A 16,314-nucleotide genomic window follows, 5' to 3' on the forward strand; every position below is an offset into this window, starting at 1 on the left:
ATCATCTACAAGTTGAACATAGAGAAAAGAGCCTCTCTTCATTTAGGCTCTTTTTTCATCATTACTCAGCGTATTGATCGATGATTCCTTCTAGCATCCCTACAAGCACTTCTACATTTTCAAGATCTGATGGACTGAAGCGGTAGCGCACAAGCTGTTCTCCATCATGATACATCTCCTCAAGCCACCCTCTGAGTCCTCTTGCTCTGCGGTCGACTTCAAACACAATGTCTAAGCCGCCTTCATCTATCAGAAAAATCAGCTCTAGCTCATCAAGCATATAACGATAGTAGTCTGATGTCGGAATAAACTCAAATTCTTGAACGAATGGCAGACGACGCTGGAAGTAAGGCGCTTGTTCACAGTCCGCTTCGTTCAAGTGGAAGCCTAGATGACTAGTTGCTTCCAGTACATTTTTCACCCAAGGATGTGCTTCCACAAAAATACGGTCATAATCAGATTTATCAATTCCGCCTTGGATATCAAGGTCTGTCACTACGGCAATTTCTACTTTTCCAATAGTCATCGGGGTATCAATCGGAAGAATAAATGAAAACGGAAATTCGTGTTTTTCGCCAGGCTGGATGGTAAAAGAATCCGTCACCCGTAAAGAAAAGATATCCACATATTTTCGACGCTCTTCATCATCTTGCACAATCACATACTGTGTTTGAATCTTAACATCAATATAGCGGATGTCCTGAGAGATTTTTCCGCCCTTTGCATGGACAGTTCCCCTTACCTCTTGTCCAGGATAATAAGCGTTTTTCTCCAAAATGGTATCTACCTTTGCCGCACCAATCCCTGCACTTGCCGCTAGCTTTTTAAAAAATGACATGTCCCATCTTCCCCTTTTCATTTTTATCAGCATATATACGTAAAATAGAGGAAGAAAGATTCATTTAATACATACTTTAGTCCTAATTATTTTTTCGCTTGTGAACAACAAAAAAGCTTATAGAAAAAACATCATCGTTTTCTCTACAAGCTTTTCATCTTACAGGATAATCGCCGCAAGCCAGCCGAATAGAACAAGAGGAATATTATAATAGATAAAAGTCGGGACACATGTACCCCAAATGTGGTGATGCTGTCCATCCATGTTCAATCCAGATGTCGGTCCAAGCGTACTGTCACTTGCAGGTGAACCTGCATCCCCAACAGCCGCAGCTGAACCAATAATGGCAATGGTCGCCATTGGACTAAATCCAAGGTGTAAACAAAGTGGAACAAAGATGGTCGTAATAATCGGAATCGTGGCAAATGATGATCCGATCCCCATTGTCACAAGCAGACCCACAAGCAGCATTAAAATGGCCGCAAGACTTTGGCTGTTGCCGATAAATTGTGAAGATGCTTTAACAAGCGTTTCAATGTCTCCTGTTTTGGTTAAAACGTTGGCAAATCCAGCCGCAACAAGCATGACAAAACCGATAAATGCCATCATGTTCATTCCAGATGTAATCAGTTGATCTGCTTCATCGCGTTTCATCATTCCGGTCACAAACAAGACAAGCAGTCCTGCAAGTGCACCGAAGATCATCCCTTCCACGCCAAGGCTTTGAGACAGATAAAGCTGGACAATCAAGGACACGAGAATGGCAAGACCGGCAAAGAATAGACTTTTTGTCGTATAAGCTGATTTCTCTACATCTGTAATATCGCGATTCTCATATACTTTTGGCTTACGATACATGAAAAGGGAGACGATCAATCCTAGCACCATCCCCCCAACAGGGATCAGCATGGCATATGGAATATCTGCTAAATTCACAGCTAGACCTGCATCCTTCATATTGTCACGGAGCATTCCGTGGAAAATCTGTCCAAAACCGACTGGAAGTAAAATATATGGTGCAGTGAGTCCGAAGGTCATGACACACGCTAGCAGTCTACGGTCAATTTGAAGCTCGTTAAACACTTTTAATAATGGCGGAATTAAGACTGGAATAAAGGCAATATGAACAGGAACGACGTTTTGTGAAAAACAAGATACGATCAAAATCACAAGAATGATCAGTACTTTTGATAATGTTTTTCTTCTTGAGTCGCCTTCTTTTCCTAAAAGCTTCACTGCTCCTTCAACCATGGCATCTGGAAGACCCGTTTTTGTCAGCGCCGCAGCAAATGCCCCTAAAAGCGCATAACTAATCGCCACTGTCGCATTTCCTCCGAGCCCGTCAGTAAAGGCTTCCACTGTTCCTCCCAGGCCTAATCCACCCGCAAGTCCGCCAGCTAAAGCACCAAGTGCCAGCGCAATCACGACATTGACCCGCAGCAAGCTTAATATCAACATTAAAACAACCGCTAAAACAACTGCATTCATGGTGAAACCCCCGAAATCCTTTAGTTTACTAATGTAGTAGATAATTAAAGTACCAACGTATGTTACCATAGAAAAAATACTACGTCAAATGGCGTTTGTCCTACACAAAAAAGGCCCCGCCATTTGGCAGAGCCTCATCCTTTATTTCTTTCCTTCAAATCGTTCCACAAACGTTGCGAGTGATCTTACCATCACACCTGTCGCCCCTGTTGGCCCAAAGCATGAAGGCTTTTCTGTTGTTGCTGTTCCTGCAATATCCAAGTGAACCCAAGGCGTATCCTCAGCGAACTCACCAATGAATGCTCCTGCCATGATCGCATGTCCATCACGGCCTGGTGAGTTATTGAGATCCGCCATTTTGCTGTTTCGTACGCGCTTTTTATCTTTTTCAGTGATTGGCAGCTGCCAAATCATTTCACCGCATTCTTCTGATGCCTCTTTAAACTGGGCATACAGTTCATCGTTATTTGTCATGACGCCTGTTGTCTCATTTCCAAGTGCCACAATGACTCCGCCTGTTAATGTCGCCACGTCTACAAGAACAGAGGCACCGTGCTGCTTCGCATATGTCACCCCATCTGCTAAAACAAGACGGCCTTCTGCATCCGTATTCAGCACTTCGATTGTTTTACCGCTAAGCGACACAATGACGTCATCCGGCTTCATAGCGTCAGCCGAGATCATATTGTCTGTCGAGGCAATGACAGCAATGACATTTTGCTCTGGGCGCAGCTCACCGATGATTTCCATAGCACCTAAAACAGAGGCTGAGCCGCCCATATCAGTTTTCATCCCAACCATACTGGCTCTTGGCTTTAACGAATAGCCACCAGTATCATATGTGATGCCTTTACCGACAAGCCCAATCACGTCCGTCCATTCTTCCTTGCCTTGATATTTCAGAACGATGAGCTTTGGTGGTTCTGTTGAGCCTCTATTGACAGCTAGAATCCCGCCCATCCCGAGCTCTTCCATTTGTTCTTTATCTAAAATTTCAATCTCAAATTCGTATTTATACGCAAGCTCTGCCGCGTACGAAGCCAGATCAGATGATGTGAGCATGTTCGGCGGCATATTCACAAGGGTACGAGCCGAATTGACGGACTGCCCGTAGACCTCGCCCACTTTCAGACTTGCCTGAATTTCTGCTGTATCATGATCCGTCGTTGCATAAACAAACTCGATAAAGCGATCTGGTTCATTTGTTTTATGTTTAAAATCTTGTAATTCATATGTAGCTAAAAGGCAGCTTTCAGAAAGGGCATGGGCTGTATCTTGGGCAGGCAGATCCTTTCCAATAAACGTATCTAGCAAGACAGAAACCGCTTGCTTTTTATCTTGATGAAGCTTTTTAAATAGGTGGGCAAATCCTTCTTTTGCCTCTTCAAACGTGTAATCTGATTCCTTCCCAAGCCCGACAAAATAAATGCGTTTGATGCCTGTTTCAGGGGATGGGAAAAACTTCGAAAGCTGATTTCGTTTAGATGAAATATCGCCTTCTTTTAATAATTCAGTGATTCGTCCTTCAAGTAATTCATCCATTTCTTTTGCTTTTCCTGATAATTGGCTCTTTTGAAAAAGTCCGATCGCCAGTGTATCTTTATGTTGCCATTCATTTGTCGAGAAAAACATATTTATCACACGCTCCTTCAATGAACTCCATTTTTCACATTGGAACTTCTATTATATCAAAATTTGCGGGTCTATACGATCATTGCCAGTCTGTCTTTACTTGATGAACATTTATATTTTCACACGCGGAAGGGCATCATGAAAAAGCGATGAAAACTTGTACAGCCCGTCCGCGTCTCCCCGTTCCACATCTACTTTCTTTAATGTTATAATTGAACATGGACTTGGCAGCATTTGAATCTGCTATCATTTTTTCATCATACTAGGGTACACAGTCCATCATTTTGCACGATATTTTTTCTTACAGAGAGGATGTTTCTTGTTCATGAGCGTACTGACGAATTTTCCGCTGCTTGCCAGCCTTGCAGCCATCTTTTTTGCTCAATTTGTAAAAGTACCGATTCAATTTATCATTTCTAGACGACTAGATTGGTCGCTCATTACAAGCACAGGCGGAATGCCAAGTTCACACTCCGCAGCCGTAACAGCACTCTCAACAGCAGTGGCTTTAGAGCACGGGCTAAATACATCGATCTTTGCGATTTCAGCCATCTTTGCGATTATTACCATGTTCGATGCAACAGGTGTACGCAGACAGGCAGGAGAACAGGCGACTGTACTGAACAAGCTGGTAACAGATTTTAACCGATTTGTTTCTGAAGCAAAGAATTTCCCGAGTGCGGAAGAAAAAGAAAAGCAAAAGAAATTGAAAGAGCTTCTTGGTCATAAGCCGATTGAAGTCTTCTTTGGCGGCTTAACAGGGGTCTTACTGACACTCATCTTAGATTATTACTTCATGTAGAAGCGAAAAAGCTTTGGACCTAAAACTTGTCCAAAGCTTTTTTATTCTTTATTGGCTTGAAACTGTTGACGGAATACTTGCATTGATTTTGCTTCATTAAGCTGGTTTAAGTCTTTTTCCGTTAACGTTCCTTCGCCCTTTTTGATGATATACACATCGAGCACTTTTTTACCCCATTCTCTATACACATCATCTACGGTTTCATAGTATAAATCAAGCTTATGACCTTTAATGGCTTTTCCCGTATCTGCGACCACTCCGTAGCCATAGTTTGGGATAAAGAGAACAGTTCCAATCGGAAAGACTGATGGATCTGCTGCCACGGTTGAATATAAATCACGTTTCACTTTGACGCCTGAATATGTAATGCCATATGCATGGTGTTCCTTCGTTTTACCTGTTGATTCCACACCTGCTGTATAGCCTGTGGCGACAACCTTTTGCTTCGGGTAATCGTTCCAATTAAACGCTTCTTCGAGAGAAATAGCCCGCAAGTCATCACTTTTGAGTGCCATCGTTTCTCTTTTTTGCTGTTGGAAAAAAGAAGATACTTGCTTGCCAGGGTCAGTCTCTTTCACCCAGGCAGCTACATCACTTGGTTCAACTCCAGATATGCCCGTAAAGCTTGTCAAAAGAGCAAGCATAAAAAGGGCTGTCATGAACAATCGTTTCATCCATGTTTTCATCTTTATTTGTCACTCCTCTACCCATCTATTTGTTTCCAAACAAAATGGAAACTATGCAAAGGAGAAACAAAAAAACCCACTTGCATGTCCACAAGTGAGTTAAAACATTTGATATCCTCTTTTTCGAAGTGCATTGATGACAAAACCTGATGCAATTGCACCAATCAGACCACTTAACAAGATCATGATATCGGCCGCAGCGAGAGAGACAATGCGGTCTCCTATTCCTGAAAAAGCGGTGCCCGGTTCTCTGACATAAGCGATCATCTTTTGATTATTGATAATGAAAAGGCATACAATTGGATATAAAATAGCCATAATCCATGACATTCTCAGCAGCATATTGAGCAAAAAGCCAATGCCGAAGAATAACACGAAAAATAAAATAACTGAAATGATAACGACTGGTAAACTGATCACTTCATCTCCACCCCCAAATATCCCATCATTAGTTTAACTTGGAAATAGAGATGAAGTCAATCAATGGAAAAAGCAGATGGATTAAAGCTTCTTTCCTGTCCCTTTACATTCCTCACATGTTTCAGATCCGCCGAGCAATAGCTGAAAATATCCTTTCCCCGAACAATATTGACAGGTGGACTTCTTTTCTTTTGTATGTGCATTCATATTGCTCACTCCCTTAATCTAAATTTTCTGATAATTTATCATACCATACTTTACTGCCGATAACCAAGTAAGAAAATATGTCAAAAAAAAACGTGTATCACGAGGATACACGTTTTTGTCTATGATGGTTTAGAAGAACTTGAATTTTCCTTTTTTCAGAACAAGTCCTGGTCCGCCAACCATGAATAAAGAACGGTTGTCGATGATTTTCTTCATTGCTGAAGCTTTTGTTCCTTGAAGTTTTTTACCAAACGCAACACCTACAGCGTCGTGTTCACCAAGAGAAGCAACTGTTCCTTTGATGTCTGGCTTAAAGCTTTCAAGAGAACCACCTTTCACTAGTGCGGCAAGGTTTTTCGCTACTGTTTCACCTTGCTGCATCGCGATTTGTGCAGTTGGTGGGTATGGACGGTTGATTTCTTCATTGATGATCAATGAACAGTCACCGATGATGAATACATCATCATTTTCTGGTACACGAAGATCTGGAGATACTTTTACGCGGCCGCGCATGTTTTCAAATCCAGCTTCTTCAACGATTGGGTTACCGCGTACACCAGCTGCCCAAACAACAGTTTCAGCTTTGATTTCTTCAGTATCATCGTCTTTTCCAACAATGATGCCTTCAGGCGTACATTCTTTGATCGCTGTACCAATTTTGAACTCAACACCTTTACCTTGAAGGTAGTTCATTGCATAGTCGATCAATGCAGGATCGAATCCTGGAAGAGCTGTTGGTGCAGCTTCTACACAGATGATGCGCACATCTTTTTGATCAATATCATACTCTTTGCAAAGCTCAGGCACACGGTTTCCAAGCTCACCAAGGAACTCAATACCTGTGAAGCCCGCACCGCCGACAACGATTGTCAAGCGCTCTGGACGTTTTTCAGTTTCCGTATTATACGTCGCAAATTGAAGCTCAATATGCTCACGAAGCTGACGAGCAGAGTTGATGTTAGAGATTGAGAATGCATATTCTTTCAGTCCTGCAATACCAAATGTTTCAGGAACAGCACCAAGCGCAACAACAAGGTAGTCGTAAGAAAGTTCGCCATCTGATGTCACGACTTTCTTCTCTTCCTTATTAATGCTTTCAACTGTTGCTTGTACAAAGTTGACACGGGAACTGTTAATCACATCTTTGATTTGATAACGACAGCGGTCATGATGAAGTGTACCTGCACTTGCTTCATGTAACCATGTTGTTTCGTAATGATAATTATGCTTGTTCACAAGAGTAATGTCCGCATCATTTGTGCCAAGCTGTTTTGTTAATCTTGTTACAGTCATTAATCCGCCATAACCTGCACCTAATACAACGATTTTCGGTTTATTCACTGGAATCACATCCACCTTTTTTAAATTTGCTGTAAAACGGATAAAGAATTACATATCGTTATTCTCAACCGCTTTCCGGCATTTTATGAAATTTAAACAAAAAAATAAGTATGTGAAAATCTGAACTTTCACCTACATAAAACGAAAGCATTTGACCGTATCCGACAAAAATTCATAAAAAATTAATATTTAGTTCCCTTAACAATAATAGCGAGTTCTGATCCAATTTTCAAGGCTTTAAACTGAAAATCCTCATGATAAACGGTCTTTCTCACTTTTCCCTCTTTTTCAAAGCTTCGGCATCAAAAAACGACAAGTTTTTCAAAACAAGTCAAACGACGATGTGTGGTATGATATGATATAGTGATAACAATTTTCATTTGGGAGGATTAGAGGAATGCAAGAAGATTCTAAGGTATATGACATTACCGTTATCGGGGGCGGCCCAGTAGGATTGTTTACTGCGTTTTACGGTGGCATGAGACAGGCAAGTGTGAAAATCATTGAAAGCCTTCCTCAGCTCGGCGGTCAATTATCCGCTCTTTACCCTGAAAAATACATTTATGATGTGGCTGGTTTTCCAAAAATCCGCGCACAAGAATTAATTGATAACTTAAAGGAACAAATGGATAAATTTGATCAAACCATTTGCTTAGAGCAAGCAGTTGAAACAGTTGAAAAACAGGCAGATGGTATCTTTAAACTTGTGACAAATCAAGAGATTCATTATTCTAAAACGATCATCATCACAGCTGGTAACGGTGCATTCCAACCGAGAAAGCTTGAATTAGATGCAGCAGAATCATTTGAAGGAAGCAACCTGCATTACTTCATTAATGATTTGAATCAATTTGCTGGCAGACGTGTCGCTGTTCTTGGCGGCGGAGACTCTGCGGTGGACTGGGCACTGATGCTTGAACCTATCGCAAAAGAGGTTTCCATTATTCACCGCCGCGATAAATTCCGTGCGCATGAGCACAGTGTAGAAAACCTGCACAATTCGAAAGTCAATGTCGTGACACCATTTGTGCCAACTGAGCTCATTGGTGAAGACCGCATTGAACAGATTGTGCTAGAAGAAGTCAAAGGCGACAAAAAACAAGTGCTTGATGTGGACGACGTGATCGTCAACTTCGGTTTTGTTTCCTCTCTTGGACCAATTAAGCAATGGGGTCTTGAAATCGAAAAGAACTCGATCGTCGTGAAATCCACAATGGAAACAAACATTGAAGGCTTCTATGCGGCAGGAGACATCTGTACGTATGAAGGAAAAGTCAAATTGATTGCCAGCGGATTCGGTGAAGCACCAACGGCTGTCAATAATGCGAAAGCCTACATGGACCCGAAAGCCCGTGTACAGCCTCTTCATTCCACAAGCTTATTTGAAAACAAATAAGCGAAATCAAAAAAGGAGTTCCCACAAGCGGAACTCCTTTTTCGTTTATTTAAAAACCCCAATATAGGCATTCGCCATTCCAAGTACCATTGCAGCAAGCAGCACCACAACAATCCCTGCCACAACCAAAATCACCCGATCCTTCACACGTTCCTTTTTCGGAAGCGGCTTCTCAATCCCGCAAGCTGGACACGTTTTGGAACGATACGGAATCAGTTCATGACAGTTCCTGCAATTGATTTGTTCACTCAAACCTTAGCAACCTCTTTTCTACCTACAGTTTATGTTTGGTTCTCATGATACTCTTTTCGGGTGGAAATAGCCAGTTGTGAGAGCAAGCTGTAACAAAATTGAGCGATTTATAAATTGTTGAAGAGAGAATGAAGGTTTTATCTGATCAACCGATATAGGAAATGAAGAAGATATAATGGAGGATAGGTGGAAAGATGTTTAAGCGTTTAATAATCAGTTTGAGCTTGTTACTGATGATTGGTGGCTCAGTTGAACTGTTTGCAAAAGACTACAATAAACATTATGCTCAGTTCGCAGCAGGATTGAATATGGATGTTGATCAACTAGAACCTTTTTTAAAGCATGTGTCCACTTCAATTTTAGATTCTGGTTTGAGTGATCAAGAAATCAAACAGATACTCTCTAAAGTTCACAAAATGAATAAAAACAATGAAACGAAAAAAGTGGGTACTTTTGAAGTGGTGTACCATGAAAAACAAGCAAAGATTAAAATTGTGATTGAAGTTCATGTGGAAGATGGCAATAAAGAAGTGGTGATCTATATGTTTAGCACCCAAGAGCTGGTGGATGTCTTGGATAAAGAACTGTTGAAAATAGAAGAAGCTATATGAGAAAGAGACACTGAATGAGTGTCTTTTTTTATGGTTGATTTTCCTCAATAAAAAAGCCTCCTCGATCGTGTTGTTTACAAAAACAAACGAACAAGAAGGCTTATCTTAATCCATGATCAGTTGTTAACACTCTTCCGGCGTACCGGTATTCTTCGCTGTTCTAAAAGAAGAGCCGCATCCGCATGAAGCAATCGCGTTCGGATTGTCGATGGTGAAACCGCCGCCCATTAGTGATTGTTTGAAATCAATGATAGTGCCTTTCATGATATCAAGGCTTTCGGAGTCGACAAGGACCTGAATGCCTTGCTGTTCGAACTGCGTGTCTTTCTCTGAAACTTCATGGTCAAATCCCATGCCGTATGAAAGACCGCTGCAGCCGCCGCCTTTTACGCCCACTCGTAGGAACGCATTTTCTTCTTCATGTTCTTTCATCATATCTTTAATCTGCAGTGCAGCAGCTTCTGTAATGGTTACTGGTGTACTCATGATCATCCCTCCTTTTGACTGGATGTTTCTTTTCAATTATAAACGTGATGGTGCCTTTTCTCAAATAAATGGTTTACAAATAAAATGTGCCGTCACAAATCGTTTCAGCAGGTCCTGTCATGAGCACATGCTCATTGTCTTTCCAGCGAATGATGAGATCTCCGCCTGCTAAGTGAACCGTCATGTCCGTTTCTTTTTTCGCCTGTCCATTCACAATCGTGGATACGGCCGCCGCACAAGCTCCCGTTCCGCAGGCTTGAGTAATGCCAGACCCTCTTTCCCACACGCGAAAATGCAGTTCTGTTTCACTGACCACTTCTACAAATTCTACATTGACGCCTTCTGGGAACATGTCATGTTTTTCGATGATTGGCCCAACTGTATCAAGCGGTGCCTTTTCAATGTCCTCTAAATAAAAAACGATGTGCGGGTTTCCCATTGAAACAGCCGTTCCATTTAAGGTCGTCGTGCCAAAATCAAGCGGTTCATTAATCGTTGTGCTGGCTGGTTCACCAAGCATCGGCATTTCTTCTTTTTCAAAACGAGGTTTTCCCATATCAACTGTCACTAAATGTACGTGACCATCCTGCACATGAACGGTCGCTTCAACGAGTCCTGACAATGTTTCAATCTGAAACGTTGTGTCTGTTACGATTTGATGCTCATACACATATTTTGCGACGCAGCGCAGACCGTTGCCGCAGTTTTTCCCCTCTGATCCATCATTATTGAAAATGCGCATTTTCACAGGTGCAATATCTGATGGACAAATGAGGATCATACCATCTGAACCGATTCCTGTATAAACAGAAGACACGCGGATTGCTATCTCTGATAGCTGCTCTTCTGGAAGCTGTTCCTTCATCTGATTGACGTAAATATAATTATTTCCTAGTCCGTGCATTTTCGTGAATTGAAATGATGTCATGAGCGTCCTCCAAAAATGTTGTTTCTTTATAGTATAAAAGGAGTCGATTCAGGAGACAATCTTATCATCCCCCGTTTTTCATACATAAAAGCTCTTTGCTGCCATGGCAAGGGGCTTTTATTATGCATATGCCTCATTTTCTCTCGTGTGATGCTTCATTTTGATGATATTTTATTAGCATAACATATTGGATGCGCTTTCTATTGATTCTCCTTAAAAATGGAAACTGAAAGTATGAAAAAAATGCACCTCATGACCCATGTGGTGCATTTAAAACATCTCATTTTCCTCTATAAAAGCATAAATACGCTCGACTAGCTGCTCTGCATTTTCTCCTGAAACAAATTCTCCATTCACGAGTGCAAATGGGGAGTCCATACATTTGCCGCAGTAGCTTAAACAGCCGTATTCCATAACGTCTAGGTTTGGGTCTTTATCAAGCTTCTCTTTTGCTTCTTGAGACCCTTGCGCAAGATTACTTACACAAAATTCGATCAGTGGGAACACTTTGCTTCACCTCACATTGCTTTACCATCCTACCGAAATTCCTTCTATTAGTCAAAACATGAGCTTCACCTGTATCGTTACGCCTATTACTCGTAAAATGTTTTACTATTTAGGACTAACTAATGAATATGTAGGTTATTTTGAAACAATTATTGTGGTTTCACAGTAAATTCGATATAATTTTATTTGGTATTTTAACTTAAAGTTTTTTAGTATAAGTGTTTTTCAATGTCTACGGGGAAAAGGAGAATCGTCATGAAAAATTTAGTCTTGATCGGCGGAGGTTACGGGAATATGCGGGTTCTCCACCGCTTATTGCCAAATCAATTACCTGATGATGTTACTATCACATTAATTGATCGAAATCCTTACCACTGTTTAAAAACAGAATATTATGCACTCGCTGCTGGAACGATCTCTGATCATCACATCCGAGTATCTTTTCCAGAGCATCCGAAGCTGGATATTCAATATGGGGAAGTAGAAAAAATTGATATTGAAAACAAACAGATCTTATTCAGCGACCGTGAACCCATTCCTTATGACGACACGGTGATTGGACTCGGCTGTGAGGACAAGTATCATAATGTCCCTGGTGCGAAAGAACATACATACAGCATTCAAACCATTGATCAGTCAAGACATACGTATAACAAATTAAACAATTTGGGTGCAGGTGCAACGGTTGGTATCGTCGGTGCTGGACTTAGCGGGGTAGAGCTAGCCAGTGAATTAAGAGAAAGCCGTGCTGATTTAAACATTATTCTTTTTGACCGCGGAGAGCTGATTCTATCAAGCTTCCCAAAAAGATTAAGTTTATATGTGCAAAAGTGGTTTGAAGAAAATGACGTAAAGATCATTAACTGTGCCAATATTACGAAGGTTGAAGAAGGTGTTGTTTACAACCATGATGACGCCATTGAAGCAGAGGTCACCGTATGGACAGCAGGCATTCAGCCAAGCAAAGTGATACGAGAGATGGATGTTGAAAAAGACGCACAAGGCCGCGTCGTACTAACACCTCATCACAATCTCCCTGGAAATGAGCACGTCTATGTCGTGGGTGATTGCGCAAGCTTGCCGCATGCCCCAAGTGCACAGCTTGCCGAGGCGCAGGCAGAACAAATTGTCCAATCTCTGCAAAAACGCTGGAAAAACGAGCCGCTTCCTGAGGCTTATCCTCAGTTTAAGCTAAAAGGTGTCTTAGGCTCTTTAGGGAAAAAAGCCGGCTTTGGCTTAGTAGCAGATCGTCCACTTATTGGCCGTGTACCAAGACTTCTAAAATCCGGACTCCTTTGGATGTACAAGCATCACAATGGCTAACATCATGTGATTTTTTTCTCAAAGCTCCTTCATGACGAGGGAGCTTTTTTCTATGAAACGGCATGTGCCGATGAACGGATCAATTTGATCGGAGCAAGGGCAAGGATGCAGTCTTTACGAAACGTTCTCATCGTCTTTTTTGATAAACAATACGCTTGAATGAGCTGGTCCGTTTGACGGTGGACAATGATTTTACGCTTCGTGCACTCTCCGTTTTTCTTCATATAAATCATCTCAATTGGTATTTGCTGATGAAGAGATTGTTTCAGTAAATAATTCATGATGCTCACGCTCCTTTCATTTGATTATAATCGAACAAACGTTCTTTTTCAACCTAAAAAAGAACGTTTGTTCGATTTATTTTCAAAAAAAAGAACAGTTTATTCACTGCTCTCCGTGTAACCGTATTTCTCCATTTCTTGATAGATGTCTTTTAATTTTGGATTGCCCTCTCCAACAATTTGATCCTCAACTAAGACAAGCGGGTAAAAGAATTCATCATCAAGAATTCGTTCAGACAATTCCTTTTGGTGTTCGTTTTCTGGTGGGTGCTCAATATCAATATATGTGATGCGAAACGGCTGATTTGGATATTTTCGTTTTAATGCTGCATCTAACCACTCAAATGTATCTTTTGAAGAAGGCAGATTCACGCAGCTAGCGCAAAGTACATCTCTTCCATATACATAAAGGTCGACGGTTTGATTCATTTGGCAAGCCCCCTATTCTTTCTTTATTTTAGCTGAATTTTCTGTATGAAAAAAGTCAAAATCACTTTTTGTTTCAAGATGAGTTTGTGCTATAATGAGAAGGAAACTTTGAAACCAATCAATAGATTTTTATCGTCCAGATGAATATAATGGTGATATGTTGTGAAAGGAGCGATTATATCCAATGACTGAAGTCGAAATGAAAGACCAAGTACAGGAAGTACTGGACAAACTTCGTCCATTTCTATTACGTGATGGTGGAGACTGTGAGCTTGTAGACATTGAAGATGGCATTGTGAAATTACGTCTTCTTGGTGCATGCGGCAGCTGTCCAAGTTCAACCATTACATTGAAAGCCGGTATTGAGCGCGCATTATTAGAAGAAGTGCCTGGCGTTGTAGAAGTTGAACAGGTTTTCTAATTCATATATGACATGAAAACGACCCGAATTTGGGTCGTTTTTTTCATTATTAGCCTTTTCAGCGTGATATGAAAACCCTTGAATTCTAGGAAGGTCGAGTACTGGCGCGGAGCGAATTGATATTCGTGAGCACCAGCACGCAGGACTGACACGGAATGCGAGGGTTTGTCATCACGCTGAAACGACCCGATTTGGGTCGTTTTTTCATTATTAACTTAACTTCTCTCTAAACCAATCCTTTATAAAGGTCAGTCTTTGAATACGCTGCCCCGGATGTCCGCTTCTGGATAAATCATGAGAAGCCTTCGGGAATTTGACGAGCCTTGTGTCTTTCCCAAGCTCCTTCAGTGCTACAAAAAGCTGTTCTGCTTGATCAACTGGGCAGCGATAGTCTTCGTCGCTGTGCAGGATGAGAAGCGGCGTATTCACCTGTCTCACATACTTGAGCGGCGAACGATCCCATAGCTTATCGGCTGAATCATAAATATCCCCATCAATCTGCCATCTTGTGAAGTAATAACCGATATCACTGATGCCATAGAAGCTAATCCAGTTTGAAATGGACCGCTGTGTGACGGCTGCGTGAAAACGGTCGGTCTGTCCGACAATCCAGTTGGTCATAAAACCACCATAGCTCCCACCTGTCACCCCAAGTCTTGTCTCATCAATGAAATCATAGGCTTTCAGCACATGATCAACAGCCAGTATGACATCCTCATAATCAACGTCACCATAGCTCGCTCTCACACGGTCGGTAAACATTTGTCCGTATCCATGACTGCCATGAGGATTGATATATACGATGGCATAGCCTTCAGCGGCGAGCATTTGAAATTCATGAAAATACGTATAACCATACATGGCATGCGGTCCGCCATGAATTTCTAAAATAAGCGGATAAGTCTTCACCTCTTCCATTTGGGAGGGCTTCATAAACCAGCCATGCACCTCGTCGCCTTCTTTTGACTGAAACGAAAATGGCTCTGGTACCGATAGGACATGCTCCTTGAGGAATTCATCATGCTCGAACGTGATTTGCTTTAGATCCGCCTCCCCTAATGTCAGCTCATACAGCTCACTTGGTGAAACGGGTGACAGTCGGCTAAGCAATAATTTGGATTCATCTGGATGAAGGCTGAAGTTTGTGATATGTTCTGCCTCTAATCGAACAGGATAGGCTAAGCCTTCAACAGAGAAATAATAAATCCCTGTACTGCCTTGATCAGAAACAAGTGCATAAAATCCCTGGCTATCCTTTGTCCACTGCGGAAGCTGATTGGCTTCGCCCATAACGCTATCCCCTGCCATACAGTTGCCCACATACATATCGAGCATTTCTGACAACTGAACGACATTTCCCTCCTTCAGATCATACAGCCATAATGCTGGGAAAGTAGCATTTTGAAATTCGCGCTCATGTCCGATATACACGAGGCTTTCTCCATTAGGAGCAAAAGACATGGTAGAATAAGCGCCTGATGATTGTGTGATTTTCTTTGTCGTACCATCCTCTAATGATCGGAGGCACACGTCACTTATGTAAGGTTTCTGAGGATTTGATTGAATATAGGCAAGCCATTTCCCGCACGGAGAGAGCGTGTGATTCACATGATGATGCTGCCTGCTTGTGACAGCCTCTACCTCTCCTGAGTGAGCATCCACTTGAATGATCTGCGTAAAACGCCCATCTAAAAAACCTCTGCCATCTGCTTTATAGGTTAAATCATCATATACCGCAGGAGCGAAATCATCTCGCTCTTCCTTTTTTTCATCATGTATAGACTCTGTTTGTTTCAGTGACACAGCCGCATAAATGAAAGCTCCATTTGGTGAAAAGACAGGATGAGATACTCCGTATGGAATCGCCGTTAAGGTACGCACACCGCCTCCCTCGCTCTGAATCAGTGCAAGCTGGGGAGCTTCCTTTGGCTTTTGCAAAATAAACGCAAGCTGCCTGCTGTCTTTTGACCACACTGGCTGATGATGCTTTCCATCCTCAAATGTCCATTGTGACAGCTCCTCTGTCTCTTCATCTCGAACCCATAAATGGATATTGTAATCATCCTTTTTGTCATTCACCGTGACCTTTGTAAAAACCGCCTTTTTTCCATCTGGTGAATAAACCGGATGAGAAACAGAAACAATCTTCGTTAAATCTTCTGCTGTCATCAGTTTCTTCATGAATGTATCTCCTCCTTTTATGCATAAAAAATAGTTCGATCCTCTAAATAATAATCCCTGCTTTATCCTATAAAAACAAGGGTAA

Annotated in this window: 18 protein-coding genes and 1 pseudogene; 5 read left to right on the top strand and 14 right to left on the bottom strand. The window is 41.7% G+C overall.

Annotated features, from left to right (window positions below):
• Nucleotides 1-61: 61 nt before the first annotated feature.
• The 3 genes from MHI11_RS16330 to MHI11_RS16340 form a co-directional block, all read right to left on the bottom strand.
• A complete protein-coding gene (locus tag MHI11_RS16330) occupies nt 62-838 on the bottom strand; it encodes a sporulation protein (protein ID WP_340961571.1) in 777 nt (258 codons plus the stop codon).
• A gap of 159 nt (nt 839-997) precedes the next feature.
• Entirely contained in the window at nt 998-2,326 is a 1,329-nt protein-coding gene (locus MHI11_RS16335; protein WP_044140834.1) for a Na+/H+ antiporter family protein, read from the bottom strand.
• Between the two features lie 141 nt (nt 2,327-2,467).
• Nucleotides 2,468-3,958 carry a leucyl aminopeptidase gene (locus tag MHI11_RS16340; RefSeq protein ID WP_340961572.1) on the bottom strand — a complete coding sequence of 497 codons (1,491 nt, stop codon included), beginning with the start codon at nt 3,956-3,958 and terminating at the stop codon, nt 2,468-2,470.
• A gap of 325 nt (nt 3,959-4,283) precedes the next feature.
• On the opposite strand from MHI11_RS16340, the gene MHI11_RS16345 reads away from it, so the two are divergent.
• A complete protein-coding gene (locus tag MHI11_RS16345; protein ID WP_044140837.1) occupies nt 4,284-4,760 on the top strand; it encodes a divergent PAP2 family protein in 477 nt (158 codons plus the stop codon).
• A gap of 41 nt (nt 4,761-4,801) precedes the next feature.
• Here the strand turns inward: MHI11_RS16345 and MHI11_RS16350 are convergent, their stop codons facing one another.
• The 4 genes from MHI11_RS16350 to MHI11_RS16365 form a co-directional block, all read right to left on the bottom strand.
• Nucleotides 4,802-5,446, bottom strand: a complete 645-nt coding sequence (locus tag MHI11_RS16350) for a 3D domain-containing protein (protein WP_003212854.1) — start codon at nt 5,444-5,446, stop codon at nt 4,802-4,804.
• A 99-nt stretch (nt 5,447-5,545) separates the two neighbouring features.
• On the bottom strand, nt 5,546-5,866 hold the full coding sequence (locus tag MHI11_RS16355; RefSeq protein WP_044140838.1) for a YuiB family protein: 321 nt from the start codon (nt 5,864-5,866) through the stop codon (nt 5,546-5,548).
• An 81-nt stretch (nt 5,867-5,947) separates the two neighbouring features.
• Entirely contained in the window at nt 5,948-6,073 is a 126-nt protein-coding gene (locus MHI11_RS16360; RefSeq protein ID WP_157957789.1) for a YuiA family protein, read from the bottom strand.
• Between the two features lie 129 nt (nt 6,074-6,202).
• Nucleotides 6,203-7,420 (bottom strand): NAD(P)/FAD-dependent oxidoreductase, encoded by a 1,218-nt coding sequence (locus MHI11_RS16365; RefSeq protein ID WP_189318741.1) that lies wholly within the window; start codon nt 7,418-7,420, stop codon nt 6,203-6,205.
• 391 nt (nt 7,421-7,811) lie between these two features.
• Between MHI11_RS16365 and yumC the strand changes: the two genes are divergently transcribed.
• Nucleotides 7,812-8,810 (top strand): ferredoxin--NADP reductase 2, encoded by a 999-nt coding sequence (gene yumC / locus MHI11_RS16370; protein ID WP_065099087.1) that lies wholly within the window; start codon nt 7,812-7,814, stop codon nt 8,808-8,810.
• Between the two features lie 45 nt (nt 8,811-8,855).
• Here yumC and MHI11_RS16375 read toward each other — a convergent pair whose 3' ends face one another.
• Nucleotides 8,856-9,062: a hypothetical protein gene (locus MHI11_RS16375; RefSeq protein ID WP_012011136.1), complete on the bottom strand. Its 207-nt coding sequence runs from the start codon at nt 9,060-9,062 to the stop codon at nt 8,856-8,858.
• 194 nt (nt 9,063-9,256) lie between these two features.
• On the opposite strand from MHI11_RS16375, the gene MHI11_RS16380 reads away from it, so the two are divergent.
• Nucleotides 9,257-9,673, top strand: coding sequence for a hypothetical protein (locus MHI11_RS16380; protein WP_340961574.1), 417 nt, complete (start codon nt 9,257-9,259; stop codon nt 9,671-9,673).
• Between the two features lie 123 nt (nt 9,674-9,796).
• Here the strand turns inward: MHI11_RS16380 and erpA are convergent, their stop codons facing one another.
• The 3 genes from erpA to MHI11_RS16395 form a co-directional block, all read right to left on the bottom strand.
• Nucleotides 9,797-10,159, bottom strand: a complete 363-nt coding sequence (gene erpA, locus MHI11_RS16385) for an iron-sulfur cluster insertion protein ErpA (protein WP_065099089.1) — start codon at nt 10,157-10,159, stop codon at nt 9,797-9,799.
• 73 nt (nt 10,160-10,232) lie between these two features.
• Nucleotides 10,233-11,087, bottom strand: coding sequence for a diaminopimelate epimerase (gene dapF / locus MHI11_RS16390; protein WP_044140842.1), 855 nt, complete (start codon nt 11,085-11,087; stop codon nt 10,233-10,235).
• 270 nt (nt 11,088-11,357) lie between these two features.
• Complete coding sequence (locus MHI11_RS16395) at nt 11,358-11,594, bottom strand: YuzB family protein (RefSeq protein WP_003213414.1); 237 nt, start codon at nt 11,592-11,594, stop codon at nt 11,358-11,360.
• A gap of 255 nt (nt 11,595-11,849) precedes the next feature.
• Between MHI11_RS16395 and MHI11_RS16400 the strand changes: the two genes are divergently transcribed.
• Entirely contained in the window at nt 11,850-12,917 is a 1,068-nt protein-coding gene (locus tag MHI11_RS16400) for an NAD(P)/FAD-dependent oxidoreductase (RefSeq protein WP_065099090.1), read from the top strand.
• 50 nt (nt 12,918-12,967) lie between these two features.
• Here the strand turns inward: MHI11_RS16400 and MHI11_RS16405 are convergent, their stop codons facing one another.
• Complete coding sequence (locus MHI11_RS16405) at nt 12,968-13,198, bottom strand: hypothetical protein (RefSeq protein ID WP_065099091.1); 231 nt, start codon at nt 13,196-13,198, stop codon at nt 12,968-12,970.
• Between the two features lie 99 nt (nt 13,199-13,297).
• Nucleotides 13,298-13,627: a YuzD family protein gene (locus MHI11_RS16410; RefSeq protein WP_003212989.1), complete on the bottom strand. Its 330-nt coding sequence runs from the start codon at nt 13,625-13,627 to the stop codon at nt 13,298-13,300.
• A gap of 121 nt (nt 13,628-13,748) precedes the next feature.
• Here MHI11_RS16410 and MHI11_RS16415 point away from each other — a divergent pair.
• Nucleotides 13,749-14,048: pseudogene (locus tag MHI11_RS16415) on the top strand (NifU family protein).
• A gap of 210 nt (nt 14,049-14,258) precedes the next feature.
• Here MHI11_RS16415 and MHI11_RS16420 read toward each other — a convergent pair.
• A complete protein-coding gene (locus MHI11_RS16420) occupies nt 14,259-16,229 on the bottom strand; it encodes a S9 family peptidase (protein WP_340961578.1) in 1,971 nt (656 codons plus the stop codon).
• Nucleotides 16,230-16,314 lie beyond the last annotated feature (85 nt).

Source organism: Bacillus sp. FSL K6-3312, assembly GCF_038007485.1.
Lineage (GTDB): Bacteria > Bacillota > Bacilli > Bacillales > Bacillaceae > Bacillus > Bacillus pumilus.

What these genes read in the sequence shown, in the direction of transcription:
- MHI11_RS16330 (WP_340961571.1), bottom strand. Translation starts at nt 838, where the DNA reads ATGTCATTTTTTAAAAAGCTAGCGGCAAGTGCAGGGATTGGTGCGGCA.
- MHI11_RS16335 (WP_044140834.1), bottom strand. Translation starts at nt 2,326, where the DNA reads ATGAATGCAGTTGTTTTAGCGGTTGTTTTAATGTTGATATTAAGCTTG.
- MHI11_RS16340 (WP_340961572.1), bottom strand. Translation starts at nt 3,958, where the DNA reads ATGTTTTTCTCGACAAATGAATGGCAACATAAAGATACACTGGCGATC.
- MHI11_RS16345 (WP_044140837.1), top strand. Translation starts at nt 4,284, where the DNA reads ATGAGCGTACTGACGAATTTTCCGCTGCTTGCCAGCCTTGCAGCCATC.
- MHI11_RS16350 (WP_003212854.1), bottom strand. Translation starts at nt 5,446, where the DNA reads ATGAAAACATGGATGAAACGATTGTTCATGACAGCCCTTTTTATGCTT.
- MHI11_RS16360 (WP_157957789.1), bottom strand. Translation starts at nt 6,073, where the DNA reads ATGAATGCACATACAAAAGAAAAGAAGTCCACCTGTCAATATTGTTCG.
- yumC (WP_065099087.1), top strand. Translation starts at nt 7,812, where the DNA reads ATGCAAGAAGATTCTAAGGTATATGACATTACCGTTATCGGGGGCGGC.
- MHI11_RS16380 (WP_340961574.1), top strand. Translation starts at nt 9,257, where the DNA reads ATGTTTAAGCGTTTAATAATCAGTTTGAGCTTGTTACTGATGATTGGT.
- erpA (WP_065099089.1), bottom strand. Translation starts at nt 10,159, where the DNA reads ATGAGTACACCAGTAACCATTACAGAAGCTGCTGCACTGCAGATTAAA.
- dapF (WP_044140842.1), bottom strand. Translation starts at nt 11,087, where the DNA reads ATGACATCATTTCAATTCACGAAAATGCACGGACTAGGAAATAATTAT.
- MHI11_RS16400 (WP_065099090.1), top strand. Translation starts at nt 11,850, where the DNA reads ATGAAAAATTTAGTCTTGATCGGCGGAGGTTACGGGAATATGCGGGTT.
- MHI11_RS16405 (WP_065099091.1), bottom strand. Translation starts at nt 13,198, where the DNA reads ATGAATTATTTACTGAAACAATCTCTTCATCAGCAAATACCAATTGAG.
- MHI11_RS16410 (WP_003212989.1), bottom strand. Translation starts at nt 13,627, where the DNA reads ATGAATCAAACCGTCGACCTTTATGTATATGGAAGAGATGTACTTTGC.
- MHI11_RS16420 (WP_340961578.1), bottom strand. Translation starts at nt 16,229, where the DNA reads ATGAAGAAACTGATGACAGCAGAAGATTTAACGAAGATTGTTTCTGTT.